We start from the raw sequence: 22,910 nt of genomic DNA, 5'->3' as shown, positions 1-22,910 counted from the left end.
TCCTGAAACAGAACAGGCGTGTCAGCGACCGCAAGGGGACATGATCATGGGAGTGAGCGGAGCCGGTCCAGCAGGTCGGGGGCGAGCGCGCCGAACCCCGTCGACGCCCAGGGCTCGGCGCCGGCGTCCATGTAGTGCACCACGGTGTCGCCGGTGGGGAGGTCGAGGATCTCCGGCTCGCGCCGCTTCCCGAGGTCGCGACGGCACGCGCCGCAGCAGGGCACGTTGCGGGTTCCGGCCGCCGTCTTCCACGGGGCCTTCGTCGTCGCCGGGCCGTGCAGCGGGTTGAAGAAGCAGGCCGCCGTGGGCGTCCAGGACCGGCCGTCGGCGGCGTGGCTGAGCGCGTCGTCGCCGCGGCGGGCCAGCACCAGCGCGCCGATCGAGTCGGCCGCCGCCTCGGAGCGGTCCAGGATCGCCGTCGCCGCCTGGTAGTGGTCCAGCGCGGCCGCCCAGGTGGCGCCGTCGTCGCCGTGCTCGATCTCCAGCGCCTGGATGCGCTCGCCCAGCGCCGCGGTCTCGGTCTCGGCCCGGCGCCGCCAGTCGCTGGTCTGCGCCGACGAGATGCGGCGCAGCGCCCGCCGCTTCAGCGTGACCTCGCCGCGCGGCCGGCGCCGCCGCAGCAGGACGGCGACGACGACGGCCAGCGCGATGCCGGCGCCGATCGCGACCGGCGGGTCCATCCCCAGGACCTGCGACGAGCCGTCGTCGCCGGTGCTGGTGACGGTCTCCTGCCGGTCCGGGAAGTGCTCCTCGTACTGCTGCTCGGCGTTGCCGCTGGCGAAGATGCCGACGGTCTCGTTCACCTGGAGCACGAGGTCGCTCGGGTACTTGTCACCGGCGACGTAGGTGGCCAGCGCGTCCTCGTTGTTCGTCACCGCGTTGTAGGTCGTCGACTGGACCCGCCAGCCATCGCCGGACCGGTTCGTCACGAAATAGACGCCGTCCGCGGGGGCCTCCTTGTGCACCAGCGACACCAGCTGGTTGGCGGACACCTCGGAGTCGTAGCTCAGCGGCACCACCAGCACGAACACCGGCTGGTCGGCGTCGTCGACCGCTGCGGCCAGGGTGGTGACCTGCTCCGCGGCGAACTCCCCGGCGAGGGACGGGTCGACGTGCACGCCGTCGTCGGCGAGGTCGGCCGCGATGGCCGCGGGATCGGGCTGGTAGACGACGTCGCTCATGCCGCCGCCCTCCGCCGCCGGGCCAGCGCCCACACGCCCAGCCCGAGCAGCCCTGCGCCGAAGCCGCTGAAGGCGCCGATGGTCAGGCCGGCGGCGATGGTGCCGCCGGTGCCGCCCCAGTAGTGGCTGCCGGTGTCCTCGCCCACCTCGTACTCCCGCCCGTCGTTCTCGTCGATGGCCTGCAGCACCGCCGCCGCCTCGGTCTGCGTCGCGTCGTCTACCGCGGAGTAGATGGAGTAGTGCTCGCCCTCGATGCCGACGTCGCTGGTGTAGAGGTCCACGCCGGGGTCGACCTGGATGTACAGCCCGGGCCGTCCGGTGAGGTCGCCGATGCTGTGCAGCACGTCGGACGGCGAGCCGTAGCCCGCCTCGCGGCTGGCCGGCCACACGACGACGAAGACCTGCGGGTCGGACGCGGCGGCCGCCGCCTCCAGCCGGGCGAGGTCGGCGTCGGCGTACGTGCCCGCGGCGCTCGGGTCGACGTAGACGTGCGCGTCGCCGAGCACGTCCGCCGCGGCCCGCGCCCGCTCCGGCACCGGCCGCTCCGGCACGACGTCGGGCGTCGCCAGCCACCACGCGAGGGCGCCGCCGCCCGCCGCGACGACCAGCGTGATCAGCAGTCCCGCCAGCCACCGTCTCATCGGCGTGCGCTCCGATCGTCGAGGACCTGGGCGGCGAGGTCGCCGACCAGCGCGCCGAACCCGGTCCGCGCCCAGACGGTGGACGTCTCGACGTACGGCGCCCAGCCGCGCAGCCGCCGCCGGACGGCCAGGAACCGGTCCTGGCTGCGGGCGCAGTCGCGGCACACCGGCGCGTCGATGGACGAGCCGTCGATGCGGACGGTGGCGCCGGCCTCGCCGTGCAGCGGGTTGATGAAGCACGGCCGGTACGGCTCCCGCTTCGGTGACGTGGCCCGCTCGGCCTCCCGGACGGCGACCGCCGCCAGCACCGTCGCCCCGACGGCGTCGAGTGGGTCGCCGGTGCCGAGGACGAGGTCGCCGGCCTCGACGGCGTCCGCCGCGGCCGTGCCGGCGGGGGAGGTCAGCTGCTCCGGCGACAGGCCGGCCAGGCGCCGCCGTGCGTCGTCGAGCCGCCGCGTGGCCGTGTCGGCGATGTCGTCGGGCACCGCTGAGGTGGTAGGCATGACCCGCCCGGCCCGGGTGGGGCCCACCCTATGGGCGGGCGCCGACAAACTCGCGGACTCGGACGACGACGCGGACGACGACGTGGACTCGGACGACTGCCCGGACCCGGACGACTGCCCGGACCGCTGCCCCTCCGCGCCGCGGCCGGTCGCCTTCCCCCGGCCCGCCGCGCCGCGGCCGGTCGCCTTCGCCCGAGCCGCTTTCGCCCGAGCCGCCTTCGCCCGGGCCGCCGCCGTCGCCCCCGCCGCGCCCCGAGCGGTCGCCGGCTTCGCCCGGAGCACCACCGGCGTGATGATCGCCCCGGCGACGAGCAGGCCGAACGTCGTCGCGAGCAACGCCACCCAGCGGCCGGCCGCCTTGTCGGCGCGGTCGTAGTCGGACTCGGCGACGAACGCCCACGGCTGCGCCGCGTACTCGTCGACGACGTCGTCGGGCAGTTCCTCCAGGGGCGCGGCCGCCCAGCGCACCGTCAATACCGCCTCGAACAGCGCCGACGCGCGCGGGTACTCGCCCGCCGCATTCGACTCGGCCCGCTCGATCGCGAACGTGACCGGCGCGGTGTAGGCCTCGTCCAACTCGCCGCCGCCCCACGACCGGGTGTAGGCGATGCCGTCGCGGAACTCGACGTAGTAGAGCCCGTCGCCCAGTTCGGCGCGGAACAGCGCGGCCGCCTGTTCCGACACCGCGCCGGTGCCGGCGAGGTCGGTGGGGGTATCGGCCAACACGACGTACACCGACAGGCCGGCGTCCGCGGCGGCCTCGGCGAGCAGGTCGTGTGCCGCGGCGGAGTCGCCCATGGCCATCGACGGCTGCACCAGGATCGGGTCGTCGCGCAACTGCTCGATCATCGCGTCGATGGTGCCGGCAGGCGGCTCGGCGGGTGCCCCCAGGAGCAAGGCAGCGGCAGCCAGGGAAGGGAGAAGTGGCACCCGCACAGCCTACTGACCTCGGCACACGTCCGTGTCAGCGGCCGTATCAGCGCCGTGTCAGCGCGGTCTCACGCCCGCATCAGGGGCCCGGCGCAGTGTGGTCGCATCAGCACCGTGACATCACGAAACGAGGAGCCATGACTCTCGACCGCCCGACGGCCATCGCCGCGACCGGCCTGCGCAAGTCGTACGGCGAGCTGACCGTCCTCGACGGGATCGACATCACCGTCCCCGAGGCGACGGTCTTCTCGCTGCTCGGCCCGAACGGCGCCGGCAAGACCACCACCGTGCAGATCCTCTCCACGCTGATCCAGGGCGACGGCGGCAGCGTCCGCGTCGCCGGCCACGACCTCGGCACCGACGCCGACGGCGTCCGCGGCGCGATCGGCGTCACCGGCCAGTTCTCCGCCGTCGACAATCTGCTCACCGGCGAGGAGAACCTGCTCCTGATGGCCGACCTGCACCACCTGGACCGGCGCGAGGGCCGCCTCCGCACGGCCGAACTGCTGGAGCGGTTCGACCTGGTGGACGCCGCGAAGAAGCCGCCGTCGCTGTACTCCGGCGGCATGCGCCGCAAGCTGGACCTGGCGATGACGCTGGTCGGCGACCCGAAGGTGATCTTCCTGGACGAGCCGACGACCGGCCTGGACCCGCGCACCCGGCGCACCATGTGGGCGGCGATCCGCGAGCTGGTCGCCGGCGGCGTCACGATCTTCCTCACCACGCAGTACCTGGAGGAGGCCGACGAGCTGGCCGACCGCATCGCGCTGCTCGACCACGGCAAGCTCGTCGCCGAGGGCACGTCCGACGAGCTCAAGCGGCTGATCCCGGGCGGGCACCTGCGGCTGCAGTTCACCGACCCGGCCGAATTGGACCACGCCGCCCGCGCGTTCGCCGGCTCCACCCGCGACGACGCCGCGCTCGCCCTGCAGATCCCCAGCGACGGCGACGTGCACTCGCTGCGCGCCGTCCTCGACCACCTCGACGTCGCCTCGATCGAGGTCGCGTCGCTCACCGTCCACACCCCTGACCTCGATGACGTGTTCCTGGCTCTGACGGGTCGTCCCGCTGAGAAGGAGATTGTCCGATGAGCACGCCACTCACCCTTGCCGCCCGCGACTCCCGCACGATGCTGCGGCGGAACATGCGCCGCTGGGTCCGCTACCCGGCGATGACCGTGCAGCTGATCGGCATCCCGGTGATCTTCCTGCTGATGTTCGCCTACGTGTTCGGCGAGACGCTCGGCGCCGGCCTCGGCGGCCCGGCCGGCGACCGCGACGACTACATCAACTACCTGGTGCCCGGCATCATCCTCATGACGGTGTCGGCGTCGGTGCAGGGGACCGCGATCTCGGTCGCCATGGACATGTACGAGGGCATCATCGCCCGGTTCCGCACCATGGCCATCTCGCGCGGCGCGGTGCTCACCGGGCACGTGATCGGCAGTTTCCTGCAGACGCTGGCCGGCCTGGCCATCGTCATCGGCGTGTCCCTGCTGATCGGGTTCCGGACGAACGGCAACGTGGCCGAGTGGGCCGCCGCCATCGGCCTGATCTGCCTGTTCTCCATCGCGCTGACCTGGCTGGCCGTGGCCTTCGGCCTCAAGGCGAAGAGCGTCGAGACCGCCAGCAACCTGCCCACGCTGCTCGTGCTGTTGCCGTTCCTGGGCAGCGGGTTCGTCCCGACCGACTCGATGCCGGCCGGCCTGCGCTGGTTCGCCGAGTACCAGCCGTTCAGCCCGGTGATCGAGACGGTGCGCGGCCTGCTGCTGGGCACCGCGATCGGCAACGACGCCGTCATCGCGCTGGCCTGGACCGCGGCGATCGGGATCGTCAGCTACTTCTGGGCGCTCAAGCTGTTCCGCCGGCCTCCGGTCCGCTGACCGGCCGGCCCAGAATCGACACGGCCAGCTCGCGCACCCGCGAGATGGCCGTCGTCGCGTCCAGGCCCGCGAGCTCGCGCTCGGCCGCCGCGGTCAGCTCGGCGGCGGTCTCGTCGCCGAGCGCGGCGCGAACGGCCGCCTCGGCGGCGTCGGGCTCGGCGCGAGACCGGTCCAGGCCGCCGGTCAGCACCGCCGTGGCCGCCAGCAGCCAGGCGGCGTCGGTCGGCCGGCCCAGCCGGACCGCGTGGTCGGCGAGGCCGGCCAGCACCCGGCCGAGCACCTCCTCGTCGCCGATGCTCAGCGCCACCTCGATCGCCTGGGCCCGTTCGGCGGCTGCGGCCTCCAGATCACCGCCGGCGGCGGCCAGGTAGCCGCGCGAGTCGTGGATCATCGCCCAGAACAGCGGGTGGATGGAGATCGTCGTCAGCAGCGACTCGGCCTGGGCCATCGCCTCGCGCGCGGCGTCGAGATCGCCGGCCCAGCGGGCCAGGTCGCTCGCGTACAGCGCGAGGCCGGTGACGGAGTCCGGCCAGGCCAGGCCGGCCGCCTCCCGCTGGGCCCGGTCCAGTGCCGCGGCGCTGCCCTCGGTGTCGCCGAGCAGCCAGCGCAGCTGCGCCTCCTTGCCACGCATGAACACGACGTCCTCGGCGGTGCCGACCTCGCCGGCGGCGATGATCGCCTCCTCGTAGTGGCGCAGCGCCGTCGCCAGGTCGCCCTGCCGGGCCAGCAGGTCGCCCAGGGTCGTCAGCCCGAACGAGATGCCCCACCGTTCGCCGGTGTCGCGGAACTCGGCCAGCGCCAGCTCCGACGGCGTGCGTCGGTCGGTGAACGGCAGCAGCCGCGCGTGGTTGAGCCGCCCCAGCGCCCGGACCCACACGTCCTCGTCGTCGAGCAGCTTCGACATGGACGCGGCGAACAGGTCGTCGCCGTACCGCATGAAGTCGCCGAGACCGCCGACCATGCGCAGCAGCACGTTGCTCCGCTCGCCGCCGGAGAGCCGCTCGGCCTCCTCGACCCAGTCTCTGACCTCCTGCTCGTCGCCGAGACCGGCGGTGGCGATCATCGCCAGGCCCGCGTAGGCGGTGGCCCGGACGACGTTGTCGACCTCACCGGGCGCCGAGAGCGCCTCGGTCGTCAGCTCGGCGCCCTCGCTCCGGTGGCCGGACAGCCACCAGTACCACATGGCCGCGGTGGCCAGCCGGAGCGCGCCCGGGCCGTCCCCGGCGGCGACGGCGCCGCGCACGGCGACGGCGAGGTCGTCGTGCAGCACGCGCAGCCGGCGCAGCCACTCCAACTGCTCGGCCCGGCGCAGGTGCGGCTCGGCCCGCTCGACCAGGTCGGTGACGTAGGCCAGGTGCGCCCGGCGGACGGCGTCCAGCTCACCCGCGTCGTCGAGCCGCTCCAGGCCGTACGCCTTGATCGTCTCCAGCAGCCGGTACCGCGGCGTGTCGCCGTCGTCGTCGACCACCAGCAGCGACTTGTCGCTCAGCGCGACGAGGTCGTCCAGCACGTCGGCGCCGTCGCCGCACACGTGGGCCGCCGCCTCCGCCGTCGCGCCGTGCGCGAAGACCGCGAGCCGGCGCAGCACGAGCCGCTCTCGCTCGGGCAGCAGGCCCCAGCTCCAGTCGACGACGGCGCGCAGCGTCTGGTGGCGAGGTAGCGCGGTGCGGCTGCCGCCGGTGAGCAGCCGGAACCGGTCGTCCAGGCGGGCCGCCAGTTGGTCGACCGTCATCGTGCGCAGCCGGGCCGCGGCCAGCTCGATCGCCAGCGGCATGCCGTCGAGTGCGCGGCAGATGCGGGCGACGGTGGGCGCGTCGGCGTCGGTGACGGTGAAGCCGGGACGCGCGGCGCGGGCGCGGTCGGCCAGCAGCCGGACGGCGTCGAAGGCCAGCAGGTCGCCGGCGGCGGCGCCGTGCTCGGGCGGCAGCGCCAGCGGCTCCACCGGCCAGACCGCCTCGCCGATGAGGCCCAGCGGCTCGCGGCTGGTGGCGACGATGCGCAGGCCGGGGCACTCGCCGAGTAGCCGCTCGGCCAGTTCGGCGGCGGCGTCGACGACGTGCTCGCAGTTGTCCAGCACCAGCAGCGCGGTGCGCGAGCGCAGCACCCCGATCAGGCGGCTGATCGGGTTCTCGTCGGGGGCCGCGGCGAACAGCTGGCCGCGCAGGTCGAGGGCGCTGAGCACCGCGACGGGCAGGTCGGCGCCGGACCCGACCGGCGCCAGCTCGACCAGCCACACGCCGTCGGACATCCCCTCGACGAGGCCGCGCGACGCCTCGCCCGCCAGCCGGGTCTTGCCCGACCCGCCCGGCCCCGTCAGCGTCGTCAGGCGGTACTCGTCGACCAGGGCGCGCACCTGCGCGACGTCGGCGTCGCGGCCGACGAAGCTGGTCAGCCCGGCCCGCAGGTTGGTCCGTGGCGCAGGACGTTCGGCGGGTACGGGCGTCGGCGCCGGCTCCGCGGCGGATGCCGGCGGCAGCTCGCCGCGCAGGATGCTGGTGTGCAGCGCGGTCAGCTCGGCCGACGGGTCGGTGCCCAGCTCGTCGGCCAGCGCCTCGCGGGTCCGTTCGTACGCCGCCAGCGCCGCCGCCGGGCGCCCGGCCGCGACCAGCGCCCGCAGCAGTTGGCCCACCAGCCGTTCCCGCAGTGGGTACTCGGCGACCAGCGTCGTCAGCTCGGTGGTCAGCCCGGCGCCGCGACCCAGTCGCAGCGCCGCCTCGACGCGGTCCTCCGTCGCCGTCAGCCGCAGTTCCTCCAGCCGGGTCCGCGCCGCTTCGAAGTACGCCGACCCGGCGACGTCGAGCAGCGCCGGCCCGCGCCACAGCGCCAGCGCCGTCCGCAGCCCGTCCTCCGTGGCCGCGTCGTCGCCCGCCGACCGGGCCGCCGCGGCCGCTCGCTCGAACCGTGCCGCGTCGACGGCGTCCGGGTCCAGCGACAGCCGGTAGCCGGCCGGGTGCGACTCGATCGCCAGCCCCGGCAGCGCCCGCCGCAGCCGCGACACCAGCGCCTGCAGCGCGTTCGCGGCGCCGGCCGGCGGCTCGTCGCTCCAGATGCCGTCGATCAGCTGGGCGATCGGCACCAGCCGGCCCGGCGCGAGCGCCAGCATGATCAGCAGCGTGCGCAGCCGCGCGCCGGCCACGTACACCGGCGCGTCGTCGTCGGCACGGACCTCCAGCGGTCCCAGCATCCCGATGCGCACCGGACGCATTCTGCCGCAGTAACTACCTTCGCAGCTCGGCGATGACGGCGTCGCTGTACGGCGGCCACGCCTCGGCCGCCCAGGTGCCGAAGTCGCGGTCGGCCAGCGCGACGCAGGCGGCGCCGAGGTCGGGGTCGACCCAGAAGAACGTGCCGGCCTGGCCGAAGTGGCCGAACGTGCGCGGCGAGTTCGTGGCGCCGGTCCAGTGCGGCGACTTGCCGTCGCGGATGTCGAAGCCCAGGCCCCAGTCGTTCGGCCGCTGCATGCCGAACCCGGGCAGCACCCCGGCCAGCCCGGGGAAGTGCACCGTCGTGGCCTGCTCGACGGTGGACAGGTCGAGCAGCGCCGGCGCCATGAGTTCGGCGACGAACCACGCGAGGTCGGCCACCGTCGAGCGTGCCCCCGACGCCGGCGACCCCTCGAACACCGTGCCGGTCATGCCGAGCGGCCCCAGCAGGCCGTCGCGGACGTAGTCGGCGAACGGGATGCCGGAGCGCTTGGCGACGTGGTCGGCCAGCTGCTCGAACCCGGCGTTGGAGTAGAGCCGGCGGCGGCCGGGCGCCCAGGCGGCCTTGTGCTCGTCGAAGGCCAGCCCGGACGTGTGCGCCAGCAGGTGGGCGACGGTGGAGCCCTCGGGCCCGGCGGGGTCGTCGAGGTGCACCGCGCCCTCCTCGACGGCGATCAGCGCGGCGTACGCGGTGAGCGGCTTCGTCACCGACGCCAGCCGGTACTGCCGCTGCTGGTCGCCGTGCGCGCCGGCCAGGGTGCCGTCGGCGCGCACGACCGCGGTCGCCGCGTGGTCGACCGGCCACTGCTCCACGATGCGCACGCTGTCCATGTCCCGACCCTACGTGTCGTGGCCGGCCGCCTAGCCGGCCAGGCCGCGGCGGACGAGCAGCGGCTCGATCTGCGGGTCGCGGCCGCGGAAGTCGCGGAAGGCCTGCATGGCGTCGATGCTGCCGCCGCGGGAGAGCAGCGTGCGCCGGAAGTGGTCGCCGTTGTCGCGCAGCAGGCCGCCGTTGTCCTTGAACCACTCGACGGTGTCGGCGTCGAGGACCTCGCTCCAGATGTAGGAGTAGTAGCCCGCGCTGTAGCCGCCGGAGAAGATGTGCGCGAAGTACGACGTGCGGTAGCGCGGCGGCACCGCCGGTAGCGCGACGCCGGCCCGCTCCAGCGCCGCCGCCTCGAACGCCAGCGGGTCGTCGACGACGGTCCCGGCCGGGATCTCGTGCCACGCGAGGTCGAGCAGCGTCGCCGCCAGGTACTCCGTCGTCGCGAAGCCTTCGCCCCAGATCTGCGAGTCGAGCAGCCGCTGCACGAGGTCCTGCGGCAGCGGCGCGCCGGTCTCGTGGTGCACGGCATAGTTGGCCAGCACCTCCGGCCAGACCGCCCACATCTCGTTGACCTGCGACGGGAACTCGACGAAGTCGCGCAGCACGTGAGTGCCGGAGAACGTCGGGTACGCGACGTCGGAGAACAGGCCGTGCAGGGCGTGGCCGAACTCGTGGAACATGGTGATGACCTCGTCGAACGTCAGCAGCGCGGGCTCACCGGCCGGCGGCTTGACGATGTTGAGGTTGTTGACGACGACCGCCTGCGTGCCCTGCAGCGCGGACTGGTCGACGAACGAGTTCATCCAGGCGCCGCCGCGCTTGGAGTCGCGGGTGAAGAAGTCGCCGATGAACAGGCCCAGCCCGCTGCCGTCGGCGTTGGACACCTCGAAGACGCGGGCGTCGGGGTGGTAGGCGACGAGGTCGTCGCGCTCGGTGAACGTCAGCCCGTACAGCTCCCCGGCGGCGAAGAAGACGCCGTCGCGCAGCACCCGGTCCAGCTCGAAGTACGGCCGCAGCTCGGCGGCGTCGATGTCGTACGTCGCGCGCCGCACCTGGTCGGAGTAGTGCGCCCAGTCCCACGCTCGCAGCTCGAACTCGTCGCCGATGGACTCCTGCAGCCGGGCCGCCTCGGCGTGCGCGTTGGCGACGGCGGCCGGGGTCAGCTTGCCGAGCATGTCGTGGACGGCGGCCGGGGTCTTCGCGGTGCGGTCCTCGAGCACGTACGTCGCGTGGTCGGGGTGGCCGAACAAGGCGGCCCGCTCCGCCCGCAGCGTCGCGATGCGCACGGTCGTCTCGCGGGTGTCGTGCTCGTTGCCGTTGGCGCCGCGGCCGACGGACGCGCGATGGATACGCTCGCGCAGCCCGCGGTCGGTGAGCGACGTCAGTACCGGCTGGCCGCTGGGCAGCCCGAGCGTGAGGACGTGCTTGCCGTCCAGGCCGCGCTCGCGGGCGGTCTCGGCGGCGGCCGTGACGGCGTCGGCGGACAGCCCGGCCAGCTCGGCGGCGTCATCGACCACGACGGCGGCCGCGTTGGTGTCGTTGAGCAGCTTGTTCTGGAACGACGTCTGCAGCGCCGACAGCTCTTCGTTGATAGCGCGCAGCCGGTCCTGCTGCTCGTCGCTCAGCCCGGCGCCGGCGCGGACGTAGTCGAGGTGGTAGCGCTCGAGCAGCCGCCGCGACTCGGGGTCGAGCTCCGCGTCGGACGAGAGCAGCGCGTCGATGCGGGCGAACAGCCGCCGGTCGAGGTGGATGGTGTCGGAGTGCGCCGCCAGCTTCGGCGACACCTCGCCCTGGATCTGCTGGATCTCCTCGTCGGCGTCGGACGAGGCCTGGTTGAAGAACACCGCGGCCACCCGCTGCAGCAGCTGCCCGGAGCGTTCGAGCGCCAGGACGGTGTTCTCGAACGTCGGCGGCGCCGGGTCGGTGGCGATGGCCTCGACCTCGGCCCGCTGCTCGGACATGCCGCGCTCGAACGCCGGACGGTAGTGGGCGTTCTCGATGCGGGCGAACGGCGGCAGCCGGTAGGGCAGCTCGCTGATCGTGTCGAACGGATTCTGCTCCTCCGCGGCATTCTGCATGCAGGCAAAACTACCCGAGCAGCGACGAACCGCCGCGGCCCGGCCGGCCCGTCAGCGCGCGCCTCACCTGGCGCCTAGCCGAGCCGGTAGAACCGCCGCGCCGTCACCGACCGCAGCGGCGCCGCGACCTCCGGCCCGTACCCGTCGACGACGTCGACCAGCGCCGACCACACCGGGTCGAACCCGCCGGCCCGCTCGGCGATCGGCCAGTCGCTGCCCAGCATCAGCCGGTCCGGGCCGAACAGCTCGACCGCGGTGTCGATCCACGGCCGCAGGTCGGTGCCGGGCGCCGGGTACAGGCCGGACACCTTCGCGTGCACCCGCGGGTTCGCCGCGACGGCGGCCAGCAGTTCGCGCCACGGCCCGGGGTCGCCGCCGAACGGCGGCGCGGCCAGGTGGTCGACGACGACGCGCAGCTCCGGCAGCCGCTCGCTCAGCTCCAGCAGCACCTCCAGGTGCCGGGGGAGTACCGCGACGAGGTCGAACGGCACGTCGGCCCGCTCCAGCAGCCGCAGCCCGTCGATCACCTCGGGTCGCAGCAGCCAGTCGGGGTCCGGCCGGTCGTGGATGAGGTTGCGGATGCCCGCGAAGCCGGGCCGCGCCGCCAGCTCGGTGAGCCGGTCCGCGGCCCGCGCCGGGTCGTCCAGCGGCACGTACCCGACGACGCCGAGCACGGCCGGGAACCCCGCGGCGACGGCGAACATCGCGTCGGTGTCCTCGTCGCTGTCGGCCGATTGCACCAGCACCGTCCCGGCGATGCCGTGCCGCTCCAGGTGCGGCGCCAGGTGCTCCGGGCCGTAGTGCCGGTGGATGACCGCGTCGGCCGGATCCATCCACGGATACGCGACCGTCGCCGGGTTCCAGAAGTGCTGGTGCGCGTCGATCAGCGGCATGTGGCCCCCTCCGTGCGTCGATGGCGTCGCGGGCAGGCTACCGGGCGCCCGGTTACAGTGACCGCGGCCGGCACCGTCACCTGAGCGAGGAGAGCCCGTGGACTGCACCCATGCGATCCAGCTCGGCGACACCCGGGCGGTCGTGTCCGAATTCGCGGCGGCGCTGCGCTCGCTGACGGTCGGCGGCACCGAGCTGATCGAGCCGCACACCGCCTTCGGCCCGCCGCCACTGGCCGCCGGCGCCGTCCTCGTGCCCTGGCCCAACCGGGTCGACGGCGGCCGCTGGAACCACGCCGGGGTCGAGCAGCAACTCAACATCACCGAGGCCGCCGGGCACGCCGTCCACGGCCTGCTGCTGACCACCCGCTACGCCCACGCCGGCGGCGGCGCCGCGGCCGTCACGCTGGCCGCCCCCATCACGCCGCAGGCGGGCTACCCGTTCACGCTGGACACCTCCGTCGAGTACGAGCTGACGCCCGACGGCGTCGTCGTCCGGCACCGCATCCGCAACGCCGGCGCCGGGCCCGCCCCCGTCGCCGTCGGCGCCCACCCGTACCTGCGCATCGGCGACGTGCCCGCGCGCGACCTCACCCTCACGCTGCCCGCCGGCCGGGCCTTCCACCTGGACGAGCGGAGCATCCCGACCGGCACCTTCGACGTCACCGGCACCGGCCACGACCTGCGCGGCGGGGTCCCGACCGGTGCGGGGACGGCGCACGGCTGCTTCACCGACCTCGACGTCGACGGCGGCGTCGTCACCACGTCGCTGCGGGCGCCCGACGGCCGCACGCTCGAGCTGTGGCAGGAGCCCGCATTCGGCTACGTCCAGCTGTGGGTCACCGACTACTTCCCCGGCCCCGACGGCCCCGTCGACGCCGTCGCCGTCGAGCCGATGACGGCGCCGCCGAACGCGCTGCGCACCGGTGAGGCGCTGCGCTGGCTGCTGCCCGACGAGACGTGGACGCTGACCTGGGGCCTGCGCCTCAGCGGGGGATAGGTTGGCTTCATGAGCGCCGACGAGGAACGCGACGGTGTCCCGCTGACCCACCTCGACCAGGCGCTGTCCGACGACGGCGACGCCACCAAGCGCGACCTCGTCGACTACCTCGACGCCGTGCACGAGCGCATGCTGCCGGGGCTGGCCGGCCGGCCGCTGTCGGTGGTCCGGGTCCGGCCCGGACAGCCCGGCTTCATGCAGAAGAACGTGCCCAAGTACGCGCCGTCCTGGATCCCCACCGTCAAGCTGTGGGCGCAGGCGTCCAAGCGTGAGGTGTCGTATGCCCTGTGCAACGACCGCCGCACGCTGCTGTGGTTCGCCAACCAGCGCGCCGTCGAGTACCACCCGACGCTGGTGCTGGCCGAGCGGTGGGACGTCCCGACGCACCTCATCATGGACATCGACCCGCCCGAGGGCGAGTCGTTCGCCGTCGCCGCGGCCGCCGCCCACCTCGTCCGCCGGGCCCTCGAGAACGACGGCCTGGCCGGCGCGGTGAAGACCAGCGGTTCGAAGGGCGTGCACATCTTCGTGCCGCTGGAGCCGCACTCGCACGAGGACGTCGCCGCCGCCACCCGGGCGCTGGCCGCCCGCGCCGAGCGGCTCGACCCGGCGCTGGCCACCACGGCGTACATCAAGGACGACCGTGACGGGAAGGTGTTCCTCGACTCCACCCGGGCCGGCGGCGCCACCGTCGTCGCGGCGTACAGCCCGCGGCTGCGGCCGGGCCTGCCGGTGTCGTTCCCCGTGGAGTGGGACCGCCTCGACTCCGTCACCCCGCTCGACTTCACCGTCCACACGGCTCCCGCCCTCCTCGGGGGCGCCGATCCCTGGGCTGAGGCCATGCCTGCGCCGCAGCGTCTGCCCCCCGACCTCGTCGACGAAGGCCACACCATTCCGGTCGCGCGGGTCGCCGCCATGCACGAAGGCAAGCGACGCGCCAGGGAGCGCCAGCAATAGCCCCCGGTCAGCTACGTGCTAAGGTCTGCGGCGGTTGATACCAACCCACGAAGAGGAGCAACACAGCATGGCGCAGGGCACTGTCAAATGGTTCAACGGTGAGAAGGGCTTCGGCTTCATCGAGCAGGACGGTGGCGGCGCGGACGTCTTCGTGCACTACAGCGCGATCGCTTCCAGCGGCTTCCGCACGCTCGAGGACAACGCCCGGGTCGAGTTCGACATCACCCAGGGCCAGAAGGGCCCGCAGGCGGAGAACGTCCGCACCATCTGAAGCGTGGTCACGTCAGGCCCCGCCGGTCCCGGCGGGGCCTTGTCGTCGTACCGACTCGGCGTCCACCTCCGGACCGTCCACGGTCGTCCGGAGAGGCGTGTCGCGCAGCAGGAGGACCGCTGCGAGGGCGACCAGCGCGCTGACCGCCGCAATCCGGAAGATCAACGCGGTGGCATCGCCGTAGGCTGCTGCGGCATCCTGGACGGGCACTTCGGCGACTCGCGACGCGAGGATGGAGCCGAGGATCGCGAGGCCGATGGCCCCGCCCAGCGACTGGAACGAGAGCACGACGGACGTGCCTGCCCCGAGTTCGTGGTAGGCGAGCTCGTTCTGCACGGCGATGACGAGGTTCTGCAGGCTGGAACCGACGCCCAGGCCGAGGATGACCATGTACCCGGCGATGACCTCGAGGGGAGTCGTCCGGTCGATCGTGCCCAGCAGGGCGAGGCCGGTGGAGGCCAGGGCCGCTCCGATCACGAGGTAGCGCTTGCAACGCCCCAGGCGGCTCACGAGCTGGCCCGACAGGATCGTCCCCGACACGATGCCGGCCACCATGGGCAGTAGCAGGAGGCCGGACGCGGTGGGGCTCTGGCCCCTGGAGACCTGGAAGTACTGGGCGAGGTACACCGACGTCGCCATCGAGATACCGCCTATGACCACGCTCGCGACCAGCGCCAGCAGCATCGTGCGCTGGCGGAGCAGCCACGGGGGCAGGAACGGGTTCGGCGCGCGCTGTTCCACGGTGACCCCCACGATGATCAGCAGACCGGTCGTGACAACGAACGCGGCGCTCGCCCAGGACAGCCAGCCGAACTCCCGGCCGGCCAGTGTCACCCAGGCCAGGAAGACACCGATCGTGGAGGGTATGACGAGGGCGCCGATCCAGTCGACCCGCGCCCTGTCAGACGATGCTGGCAACCGCAACGTTCGCTGCAGCAGAACCACGGCGGCGATGGCCAGCGGCACTGGTGCCCAGAAGCACCAACGCCAGCCGAGCATCGGCGCTTCGATGATGACTCCGCCCAGAAGGGGCCCGCAGACGGTCCCGGTCGCGGCGACCGCCGTAACGAAGCTCGCATACCGTCCTCGTTCACGAGGACTGATCAGCGCGGCCAGGACGACATAGACCAGCGCCCCCAAACCACCCATTCCGATCCCTTCGATCGCCCTGAAGACGAGGAGGATCTCTGTGGTCGGCGCGACGCCGCACAGAACAGAACCGAAGGCGAAGAATGCCAACGCGGCCTGGAAGAGCAACCGCTTGCTCGTCCGGTCGGCCAGCCGGCTCCAGATCGGCGCGGTCGCGGTGGCCGTGAGCAATGACGAGGTCACCACCCACGGGTACTGGCTCTGGCTGCCGCCGAGGTCGGCGAGGATGCGGGGCAGCGCGTTGGACACGATCGTCCCGGACAGTGTGACGATGAAGGACGCAAGGCACAGTCCCGACATCGCGCGCAGGATCTGACCGCGCGAGCCGCCCGGCGCTGGCGCTACGGACAGCTCCACGGCCGAGGCGCTGGGAGCACGGGTCATCGGATGGGCTCGGTCAGGATCCCGACTCGCATGAGGCGACGCTAGGCGGGACGTCATCGCCGACCCCAGGGGCCGGGTTTCGCCCTCGGGACGGTTCAGGCCGGGACGGTGCCACCCATGATCTCCGCGCGCAGCGGCCAGTGTGACCAGAAGGCGCCCTTGTAGCCCAACGCGGTGAGCCGCAGCAGGAACGGGTTGTCGGCGTAGTTGTTGTCCTCCGGCGTCAGTCCCGGCGCCGTCGGCAGCATGACCCGCGGGCGGTCATGCAGCGGCACCCACTCCCACAGCAGCTCCAGGCTGGTCAGCCAGCGGTCGCCGGGCCGGGTGTTTCGTGCACCCTCGGGCAGCGCGGGGGAGAAGTAGTAGACCGGCCGGAACCCGCCCATCGGGTCGAACATGAACTGCCGCTCGTATTCCACCCGGCTGTGGCACTGGTCCAGCGTCGACAGCAGGATCGGCGCCGTCGCCGTGTTGGACTGCAGGCCGGGGACGGCACGGGTGCCGCCGCTGCGGGCGGCGAGGTCGCGGCCCAGCGGCGAGTACGGGAACGCGCGGAGGCCCAGCGTGAAACCGACCACCGTCGCGTCCAGCGCGAGCAGGCCGTCGACACAGTCGTGCATGGTCTCGGCGGTCTCGCCCGGCATGCCGAGCAGCGCCTCCACCATCGTCAGCATCTCGTACTGCGTCGCCAGGTCGCACAGCCGCTGCACGTCGGCGTAGCCGTAGAACCGGGTGCCGCGGCCGGTCACCTTCCAGCCGTTCAGGACGTCGTCGCGGACGTGGTCCGGCGCCACGTTGATGCCCGCGCAGCCGGCCTCGGCCAGCAGCGCCGCGTACTCCTCGTCGAACGGCGCCGGCTGCACGTAGATCCACAGCCGCAGCTCGTGCAGCGGCGAGTACCGGTCGATGCGCTTGCGCCGGACGATCTCGCGCAGCACCGCCTTGCTGTGCGCGATGTTGAGGTTGAACTCGCTGTCCGTCGTGTGCAGGTCGTGCACGCCCTGCGCCGTCAGCAGCTCCATCTCGTCGACGACGGCGGATTCGGCGCGGCGGGCGAACCGGTTGCCCTTGGCATCCGGCTCGACGCAGTGCGCGCAGGCGAACGTGCAGCCGTTCTTCGTCAGGATGTTGCCTAGCCCGCCGCGCTCGTAGTACGCGAGGTTGTCGACCTTGTCCGGCACGCCGGAACGCCGCGTGTACGGGGTCACCCGGTTCACCAGCTCGACTCGGCCGTCCGCGATCAGCTGCGTGCGGTGCGGGATCTGCCGGACGTCGCCCCGGCCGAGGTTGATGATCAGACCCGGCACCTTCGCCGGCGAGTCGTCGTTCGCCAGCATCGTCGCCAGCTCGACCATCGTCACCTCGCCCGGTCCCTTGACGCCGTAGTCGAGGCCGAACCAGTCCACCAGCGCGAACGGCATGGACGAGAACCCCACCCCGCCGCCCACGATCGGCGCCGTCGTCCACCGCCGCACCTCACGCACGATGTCGCGGTGCGAGTCGAGGAAGACGCGCTGCTCCTGGGGGTAGATCGTGTCCGTGTTCCGGAACGTCATGCCCACCAGAACCGGCCGGTGCTCGCCGAAATACGTCGCGACGGTGTGCCGCCACCGGTCGCGCACCAGCGTCAGGTCGACCACGTCCACCTCGAAACCGGCGGCTTCCAACGACGTGGCGAGGATGTCCAGCGCATACGGCGTGATGGGTGGGTGCACCAGGTTCGGGTTCACCAGCGTGACGAGCGGGCGGTTCACGTACGCCTCCCCGGGGATGGAGTCGATCGTCCAGCGTGGCACCCGGGCGGTGCCCTGGGGAGGGGGCCGGTTTCCGTTGTTCGCGAGACAGGCCGCTGACCTGCGGCTTTTCGCGAACTGGCCAGGACTCTTCGTGTTCTGTCCTGGCGTGCCCGTGCACGATTGATCAGGCTCGATGTGTGAAGATGATCGTCCGCACCGCAGGCGTGACGTCCCCCGATGAGGCCGTCGGCACCGTGATCCGCCAGGCCCGGTCCCGGCTCGGCTACAGCCAGTACGGCGTCGCCGACGAACTCGTTCGCATCTCCGGCAACGGCTCGCTCACCCGCGACGAGGTTGCCCGCTGGGAGCGCGGCAAACGCATCCCCGGTCCGTACTGGCGGCAGTGGATCAGCCAGGTTCTGGACGTGGGCTCGTCGGACCTGGAGCGGGCTGCCCGGGCCGCCCGGGTGGCCCGGCGGACTCGCCGGGCGCGAGCACGGCCGTGAAGTGCCGCAGCGGCCCGGTCTGTTCGACGATCCGGTAGCCCGGGATCTCCGCCACCTTTGCCACGACGGTCGCCGCGCTCTCGGCGACGTACTCGAGGTGGCTCCTGGTGTAGACCCGCCGGGGCAGCGCGAACCGGACCAGCTCGCGTGGCGCCGGAAGGTCGTTGCCGCCGTCCGGTGCGGGCCGGCCGAACACCAGCGTCCCCAGCTCGGAGACCCGCACCGCGCCGGCCAGGTACAGCTCGTTGGCCAGCGCCGTCGCCGGGAGCCGATGCGGCGGCACCTGCGGCAACAGGGCCGCGGCGTCGACGTACACGGCGTGGCAGCCGGTGGGCTGCAGCACGGGCAGGCCGGCCTCGGCCAGCTGCTCGCCGAACCACCGGGCCGTCTGCGCGCGATACCGCAGGTAGTCCGGGTCGGTCACCTCGAGCAGGCCCTGGGCCAGCGCCTCCAGGTCGCGTCCGGCCAGCCCGCCGTACGTCGGGAAGCCCTCGACGGCGATCAGCTGGTCGCGGCAGCGGCGGGCCAGCTCGGCGTCGCGCAGCGCGATCAGCCCGCCGATGTTCGCCACGCCGTCCTTCTTCAGGCTTGCCCAGCAGCCGTCGGCGAGCGCGAACACCTCGCGGGCAACGTCGCGGGGCGCGCGGCCGGCGTGTGCCGGGTCGCGCTCGGTGATGAGGTATGCGTTCTCCGCGAACCGCGACGCGTCCAGCAGCAGCGTCACACCGTGCCGGTCGCACAGCTCGCGGACCGCGGCGACGTTGGCCAGCGACACCGGCTGCCCGCCGCCGGCGTTGTTCGTCACCGTCAGCACCACACACCGCACCCGGGAGCCGCCGGGGCCGGACAGCAGGTCGCGCAGCGCGGGAACGGATATGTCGCCGCCGAACGGCGCTGGGCCGGTCTGCTCGGACGGGAGGTCGACGGCCTCGGCGCCGGCCGCCTCCACGCTGGCCCGTGTCGTGTCGAAGTGGGTGTTCGCCACCGAGACGTCGCCCGGCCGCAACAACCGGCCGAGCAGGATGCGCTCCGCCGCACGGCCCTGGTGCGCCGGGATCACTTCGGGATAGCCGGTCAATTCGCGCACCACTGTCTCGAACCGCTCGTACGACCGCGCGCCGGCATACGACTCGTCGCCGACCATGAGGGCCGCCCACTGTGCGGCTGACATCGCGCTGGTCCCCGAGTCGGTGAGTAAGTCGATGGTGATGGCGCGAGCCGGCACCCGGAACAGGTTGAACCCGGCCTCGTGCAGCGCGCGACGACGTTCCGGCAGGCTGGGGAAGGGAATCGGCTCGACGGCCTTGATGCGGAACGGCTCCATGAACGCGGGCACGGATAGTCCCTTCGCGCGGCGCGACTCGACGTCATCAAGTCTGTGCGACGTGAGCCGTCGCCGGTAGGGGCCAATCCGAGGACACCGACGATCTTGTGACAATTGGCCTGCATCTGTGACACGCTGCAGTCGTGACGACTCGCTCCGAACGGGGCTATCGTGACGGAGTCTCGCCCGACTAGGGCTGTTTTCGGAAGCGCCGAACGCCACAAGGCCGGGAAGATCCGTAGAGGGACCCGCCATGAGCGCACCGCCACTGCAGCTGTTCGAGTTGTTCTACACCGAGGACCTGGACGACGCCCGTGACCTCGTGGGTCAGGTGTTCGTGCCGCATCGGCTGGATCTGGTCGGTGGGTCCACGCAGGTACGCGCCCGCATGCACACGAAGCGCATCGATCGCCTCGCAGCGAACTACGTCGCCTACGGCGGCGAAGTACTGATCGAACCCGGTGAGCTGGGCTCGTTCTTCGTGGTCCAGGTGCCGTTGACAGGCAGGAGCACGGTCCACTGCGGAGGCGACGAACTACTGTCGACGCCGGAGACGGCGTCGGTGGTGTCGCCTACGATCCCGCTCACTCAACGTTGGTCGGCGGATTGCGCTCAGCTCATTCTCCGGCTGGAACGACCCGCGCTCGAGGCGCACCTGCGGGACCTGGTCGATGTGCCGCTTCCGATGCCGGTCCGGTTCGACCTCGGTATGGACATCAGCACCGGATTCGGCCGGACCTGGGCGGCGTACTTCCGCATCCTGGTCGACGAACTGGATCACGCCGAAGGCAGCATGGTGACCAACCGCCTGGTGGTCTCGGAGCTCGAGGACATGCTCATGACGTCGCTCCTCGTCGCGCAGCCGAGCAACTATTCGCACCTGCTCCACGAGTCCAAGCATTCGGTGATTCCGAACCGTGCCGTCTCACAGGTCCGCGAAATGATCGAGAACCATCCCGAGTGGGAGCACACGGTAGCGAGCCTCGCCAAGATGGCCCAGGTCAGTGTGCGGGCGCTACAGGTGGCCTTCAAGCAGCACGTGGGAGTCACACCGCGCGAGTACCTGGTGTCGGTACGCATGCGGCGGGCGCGTGAGGAGTTGCGGGCCGCTGATCGCGATACGACCACCGTCGCACGGGTGGCTGCCAGGTGGGGTTTCGGCCACTCCGGCCGATTCGCCGTCAGATACCGCCGACGGTTCGGGGAATCGCCGTCGGAGACGCTGACGCGGTGAACCGCATGGGCACGTTGCCGCTCGATCGGTTCCCCGTCCTTCGCACGAAGGAACCAGCCGAGTTCCGCGCGGCCGTCAGTACGTACATGGGGGAGCACCCGATAGAGGTTGTCGAGGTGACGCCCGGACTTGACGTGACGATCAACGGCCGCCTGATCGATCGAGCGGCCGTCAGCTACGTGGCACTCGGTGCCGAGGCTCGGACCGAGCCGTACGAACTCGGCTGCTACCTCGTCCAGACCGTGGTCACGGGTGCATGTCTGGTCCAGCAGGATGACCAGCAGACGGCTGCGAGGGCCGGCGACACGGTGGTGTTGTCACCCCAACGGTCGGTGCGTTCGCAATGGACGGCCGATTGCGGGGTTGTCGCCTATGTCCTGCGCGAGTCGCAGGTCACGAGCCACCTGAGCAGGCTGCTCGGTCGCCCGGTGACTCGGCCATTGCGCTTCGACCTGGTCACGGACCGAGGTAGCGCGATCGTCCGTGCGTTCGTCCAAGGACTGTTGCGCCCGCTGACACGGCAGCTGAACCGCGACCGGAGCCTGTTCGATCAGCCCGTTGTCGCGCGCCGGGTCGAGGACACGCTTATCACCGGACTGCTGCGTGCGCAGCCGAACTCCTACTCGGACGCGCTCGAGCAGGAGCTCGGCCGCCTGCGCACGTGACCTCAACCGAACAGATCCAGCTCCAGTGACAGGTCCCGCGCGGTCTTCAACAGCGCCTCCAGTGCCGGAATAGCGGCGGCGACGTCGTCGGCGATGATCCTGTTGTCACGCCCGACGGGGTGGTTCAAGGTGAGCTGCCGCTGGCGGAGTAGCTCGACGTGTCCGAACTGTGCTCCGAACTGCGCGACGACACAGGTGCTGACGACGTCGCCGTTGCTTCCTGCTGCCGGTCGCAGGCCCTGCGCCGCGAGAAGGCTGCAGCCGATCATGTGTGCGGCGTGGCTGAGCAAGACGAACGCCGACCCGGCCGCCTGCGACGCAACATCGCGAGCCGACGCGAGGTGGTGGTTTGCCGCGTCGAGGTATGGCCGGCTGTCCGCTGTGGGGCCATTGAACAGCTCGAGCTGGCCACTGGCGACCAGACGTGTGACGACGTCGGCGCCGGGTCGCCACGGCGTGCCGATGGGCGCGGTCGGTTCCTCGAGCGGCGTGATGCGTACGACGGGCCGGCCATTGCGTTGATGGGGGATGTCCACCCGTGTGCCGTCAATCCGAGGATGCGGATCATCTGGAGCCGCGGCGACCGTGACGTGTACCGGGCGGTGCAGCCGACGTCGTGCCCGTGCCGTGGCTGCGGACAGAGCGTCCTGATCGGGCTGTGCGTTCGCAGGCGGGGTGACCCGCACATGGATGGCTTCGGGCTCCGGGCCGATCACTCCGGCGAACCGTTCGGCCCAGGTGCCCATCAGCGCAATGCGCGCGACATGGGCGACGCGGCTGAATTCCTCGCCGATGATCTGAGGCACGCCGTAGGTGACTCGGATGAGCTCGGTGAGTGGCCCCAGCGTGGGCTTGTCGGTGGCCGCCCGCATCAGGCGGATTGCACCTTCGCTCCGTGTGACCAGAAATCCGGCGTCCTCGAGCAGCTTGGCCTCCTTGGAGACCGAAGCCAGAGACCCGCCTGCGTGGTCGGCGAGCTCGGTAAGGCTGAACGCGCGGTGGGGGTTCAACAACGTGGCCGCGAGAATCCCGGCCTGTATCCGGGAACGAAATACTGGCAGGAGAGCTGGAGTGCCCTGTTGCCGGCGAGACGCTTCGGGCCTGCCGCCGCGCGCGGTGCTGACAGCGCGGCCGAGACGGTTCTGTTGGCGGGCCGCGATGGCGCCCGCATCCAGCCGCTCGGACGGTACCTCGAGGACAACGGACAGCCATTGCCGCCACTCACGGCGAGGGACTTGGCGGCCACGCTCCCATCGAGCGACCCTGTCGCGACCCATCGTGCGCTTTCCGGAGATCGTTGCCAGACGGCCCGCTAGCGTGTACTGGCTCATGTGCAGTTGCTGGCGGGCGGTGCGGATGATCTGTCCGATGGGCAGGTCGATGTTGTCGTGAAATTCACGATTCACCTTTTGACACCTCGTTTCGAGCACGCCGCTGCCGGGGTTATTTGCGGCGTACAGTCCGACCGTACGGCGGAATGAGTCACGCTGTTGGTGCACTTTGCGACGGGATCTGTCCACTTCGCGAACCCTTCCGCTCGTGTTGCTGGT

The 22,910-nt window shown here is 72.0% G+C and carries 19 protein-coding genes; 8 read left to right on the top strand and 11 right to left on the bottom strand.

Annotation, left to right across the window (positions count from 1 at the left end):
• Positions 1–44: 44 nt before the first annotated feature.
• Genes ACW62_RS18650 through ACW62_RS18640 form a run of 3 tightly spaced genes read right to left on the bottom strand, consistent with a single transcriptional unit; the run spans position 45 to position 3,174 of the window.
• Positions 45–1,181 (bottom strand): hypothetical protein, encoded by a 1,137-nt coding sequence (locus ACW62_RS18650; protein WP_157574841.1) that lies wholly within the window; start codon positions 1,179–1,181, stop codon positions 45–47.
• The gene (locus tag ACW62_RS18645) at positions 1,178–1,822 is read right to left on the bottom strand and encodes a hypothetical protein (RefSeq protein ID WP_053205618.1); all 645 of its coding nucleotides are present in this window, start codon (positions 1,820–1,822) and stop codon (positions 1,178–1,180) included. Before ACW62_RS18645 ends, ACW62_RS18650 begins: the two co-directional genes overlap by 4 nt.
• On the bottom strand, positions 1,819–3,174 hold the full coding sequence (locus tag ACW62_RS18640; RefSeq protein ID WP_053205617.1) for a hypothetical protein: 1,356 nt from the start codon (positions 3,172–3,174) through the stop codon (positions 1,819–1,821). The genes ACW62_RS18645 and ACW62_RS18640 overlap by 4 nt, the downstream gene beginning before the upstream one ends.
• 218 nt (positions 3,175–3,392) lie before the next feature.
• Here ACW62_RS18640 and ACW62_RS18635 point away from each other — a divergent pair, with 218 nt between their 5' ends.
• Both ACW62_RS18635 and ACW62_RS18630 read left to right on the top strand, forming a co-directional pair.
• Positions 3,393–4,346 (top strand): ATP-binding cassette domain-containing protein, encoded by a 954-nt coding sequence (locus tag ACW62_RS18635; RefSeq protein ID WP_053205616.1) that lies wholly within the window; start codon positions 3,393–3,395, stop codon positions 4,344–4,346.
• Positions 4,343–5,137: an ABC transporter permease gene (locus ACW62_RS18630; protein WP_053205615.1), complete on the top strand. Its 795-nt coding sequence runs from the start codon at positions 4,343–4,345 to the stop codon at positions 5,135–5,137. Before ACW62_RS18635 ends, ACW62_RS18630 begins: the two co-directional genes overlap by 4 nt.
• Here ACW62_RS18630 and ACW62_RS18625 read toward each other — a convergent pair.
• The 4 genes from ACW62_RS18625 to ACW62_RS18610 all read right to left on the bottom strand — a co-directional run bounded on the left by ACW62_RS18625 (position 5,106) and on the right by ACW62_RS18610 (position 12,137).
• On the bottom strand, positions 5,106–8,333 hold the full coding sequence (locus ACW62_RS18625; protein WP_083459967.1) for a BTAD domain-containing putative transcriptional regulator: 3,228 nt from the start codon (positions 8,331–8,333) through the stop codon (positions 5,106–5,108). The two genes, ACW62_RS18630 and ACW62_RS18625, sit on opposite strands and share 32 nt — an antisense overlap.
• 22 nt (positions 8,334–8,355) lie before the next feature.
• Positions 8,356–9,171, bottom strand: a complete 816-nt coding sequence (locus ACW62_RS18620) for a serine hydrolase domain-containing protein (protein ID WP_053205614.1) — start codon at positions 9,169–9,171, stop codon at positions 8,356–8,358.
• Positions 9,172–9,201: 30 nt separating this feature from the next.
• On the bottom strand, positions 9,202–11,244 hold the full coding sequence (locus tag ACW62_RS18615) for a M3 family metallopeptidase (protein WP_053205613.1): 2,043 nt from the start codon (positions 11,242–11,244) through the stop codon (positions 9,202–9,204).
• Positions 11,245–11,318: 74 nt separating this feature from the next.
• Positions 11,319–12,137, bottom strand: a complete 819-nt coding sequence (locus ACW62_RS18610) for an amidohydrolase family protein (protein WP_053205612.1) — start codon at positions 12,135–12,137, stop codon at positions 11,319–11,321.
• A 97-nt stretch (positions 12,138–12,234) separates the two neighbouring features.
• Between ACW62_RS18610 and ACW62_RS18605 the strand changes: the two genes are divergently transcribed.
• From ACW62_RS18605 to ACW62_RS18595, 3 genes are all read left to right on the top strand, one after another.
• Positions 12,235–13,134 (top strand): aldose epimerase family protein, encoded by a 900-nt coding sequence (locus tag ACW62_RS18605; RefSeq protein ID WP_053205611.1) that lies wholly within the window; start codon positions 12,235–12,237, stop codon positions 13,132–13,134.
• 9 nt (positions 13,135–13,143) lie between these two features.
• Positions 13,144–14,091: a DNA polymerase domain-containing protein gene (locus tag ACW62_RS18600; RefSeq protein ID WP_053205610.1), complete on the top strand. Its 948-nt coding sequence runs from the start codon at positions 13,144–13,146 to the stop codon at positions 14,089–14,091.
• Positions 14,092–14,158: 67 nt separating this feature from the next.
• A complete protein-coding gene (locus tag ACW62_RS18595; protein WP_053205609.1) occupies positions 14,159–14,362 on the top strand; it encodes a cold-shock protein in 204 nt (67 codons plus the stop codon).
• A 12-nt stretch (positions 14,363–14,374) separates the two neighbouring features.
• On the opposite strand, the gene ACW62_RS18590 is transcribed toward ACW62_RS18595, so the two are convergent.
• Both ACW62_RS18590 and tsrT read right to left on the bottom strand, forming a co-directional pair.
• A complete protein-coding gene (locus tag ACW62_RS18590) occupies positions 14,375–15,868 on the bottom strand; it encodes an MFS transporter (RefSeq protein WP_053205608.1) in 1,494 nt (497 codons plus the stop codon).
• Positions 15,869–15,990: 122 nt separating this feature from the next.
• Entirely contained in the window at positions 15,991–17,649 is a 1,659-nt protein-coding gene (tsrT, locus tag ACW62_RS18585) for a tryptophan 2-C-methyltransferase (RefSeq protein ID WP_053205898.1), read from the bottom strand.
• Between the two features lie 185 nt (positions 17,650–17,834).
• On the opposite strand from tsrT, the gene ACW62_RS33285 reads away from it, so the two are divergent.
• Positions 17,835–18,137, top strand: coding sequence for a helix-turn-helix domain-containing protein (locus tag ACW62_RS33285; protein ID WP_083459966.1), 303 nt, complete (start codon positions 17,835–17,837; stop codon positions 18,135–18,137).
• Here ACW62_RS33285 and ACW62_RS18580 read toward each other — a convergent pair.
• Positions 18,040–19,473 carry a tryptophanase gene (locus tag ACW62_RS18580; RefSeq protein WP_205629455.1) on the bottom strand — a complete coding sequence of 478 codons (1,434 nt, stop codon included), beginning with the start codon at positions 19,471–19,473 and terminating at the stop codon, positions 18,040–18,042. The two genes, ACW62_RS33285 and ACW62_RS18580, sit on opposite strands and share 98 nt — an antisense overlap.
• A 241-nt stretch (positions 19,474–19,714) precedes the next feature.
• Here ACW62_RS18580 and ACW62_RS18575 point away from each other — a divergent pair, with 241 nt between their 5' ends.
• Together ACW62_RS18575 and ACW62_RS18570 are read left to right on the top strand one after the other, a co-directional pair.
• Positions 19,715–20,695, top strand: coding sequence for an AraC family transcriptional regulator (locus ACW62_RS18575; RefSeq protein WP_053205607.1), 981 nt, complete (start codon positions 19,715–19,717; stop codon positions 20,693–20,695).
• A 5-nt stretch (positions 20,696–20,700) separates the two neighbouring features.
• Positions 20,701–21,360, top strand: coding sequence for a cupin domain-containing protein (locus tag ACW62_RS18570; RefSeq protein ID WP_240477352.1), 660 nt, complete (start codon positions 20,701–20,703; stop codon positions 21,358–21,360).
• A gap of 2 nt (positions 21,361–21,362) precedes the next feature.
• Here the strand turns inward: ACW62_RS18570 and ACW62_RS18565 are convergent, their stop codons facing one another.
• Positions 21,363–22,766, bottom strand: coding sequence for a helix-turn-helix domain-containing protein (locus tag ACW62_RS18565; protein ID WP_205629454.1), 1,404 nt, complete (start codon positions 22,764–22,766; stop codon positions 21,363–21,365).
• Positions 22,767–22,910: the final 144 nt, after the last annotated feature.

The sequence above is a fragment of the Jiangella muralis genome (genome assembly GCF_001270745.1).
GTDB classification, from domain to species: Bacteria; Actinomycetota; Actinomycetes; order Jiangellales; family Jiangellaceae; genus Jiangella; species Jiangella muralis.
The sequence above is the reverse complement of the archived record's forward strand: the minus strand, read 5'-3'. Positions and strand labels throughout refer to the sequence as shown.

Bases quoted from the DNA above. Each gene is read 5' to 3' on its own strand.
- ACW62_RS18640 (WP_053205617.1), bottom strand. From the start codon at position 3,174: ATGATCGAGCAGTTGCGCGACGACCCGATCCTGGTGCAGCCGTCGATG.
- ACW62_RS18610 (WP_053205612.1), bottom strand. From the start codon at position 12,137: ATGCCGCTGATCGACGCGCACCAGCACTTCTGGAACCCGGCGACGGTC.
- ACW62_RS18620 (WP_053205614.1), bottom strand. From the start codon at position 9,171: ATGGACAGCGTGCGCATCGTGGAGCAGTGGCCGGTCGACCACGCGGCG.
- ACW62_RS18650 (WP_157574841.1), bottom strand. From the start codon at position 1,181: ATGAGCGACGTCGTCTACCAGCCCGATCCCGCGGCCATCGCGGCCGAC.
- ACW62_RS18615 (WP_053205613.1), bottom strand. From the start codon at position 11,244: ATGCAGAATGCCGCGGAGGAGCAGAATCCGTTCGACACGATCAGCGAG.
- ACW62_RS18630 (WP_053205615.1), top strand. From the start codon at position 4,343: ATGAGCACGCCACTCACCCTTGCCGCCCGCGACTCCCGCACGATGCTG.
- ACW62_RS33285 (WP_083459966.1), top strand. From the start codon at position 17,835: ATGATCGTCCGCACCGCAGGCGTGACGTCCCCCGATGAGGCCGTCGGC.
- ACW62_RS18570 (WP_240477352.1), top strand. From the start codon at position 20,701: ATGGGCACGTTGCCGCTCGATCGGTTCCCCGTCCTTCGCACGAAGGAA.
- ACW62_RS18575 (WP_053205607.1), top strand. From the start codon at position 19,715: ATGAGCGCACCGCCACTGCAGCTGTTCGAGTTGTTCTACACCGAGGAC.
- ACW62_RS18595 (WP_053205609.1), top strand. From the start codon at position 14,159: ATGGCGCAGGGCACTGTCAAATGGTTCAACGGTGAGAAGGGCTTCGGC.
- ACW62_RS18645 (WP_053205618.1), bottom strand. From the start codon at position 1,822: ATGAGACGGTGGCTGGCGGGACTGCTGATCACGCTGGTCGTCGCGGCG.
- ACW62_RS18600 (WP_053205610.1), top strand. From the start codon at position 13,144: ATGAGCGCCGACGAGGAACGCGACGGTGTCCCGCTGACCCACCTCGAC.
- ACW62_RS18635 (WP_053205616.1), top strand. From the start codon at position 3,393: ATGACTCTCGACCGCCCGACGGCCATCGCCGCGACCGGCCTGCGCAAG.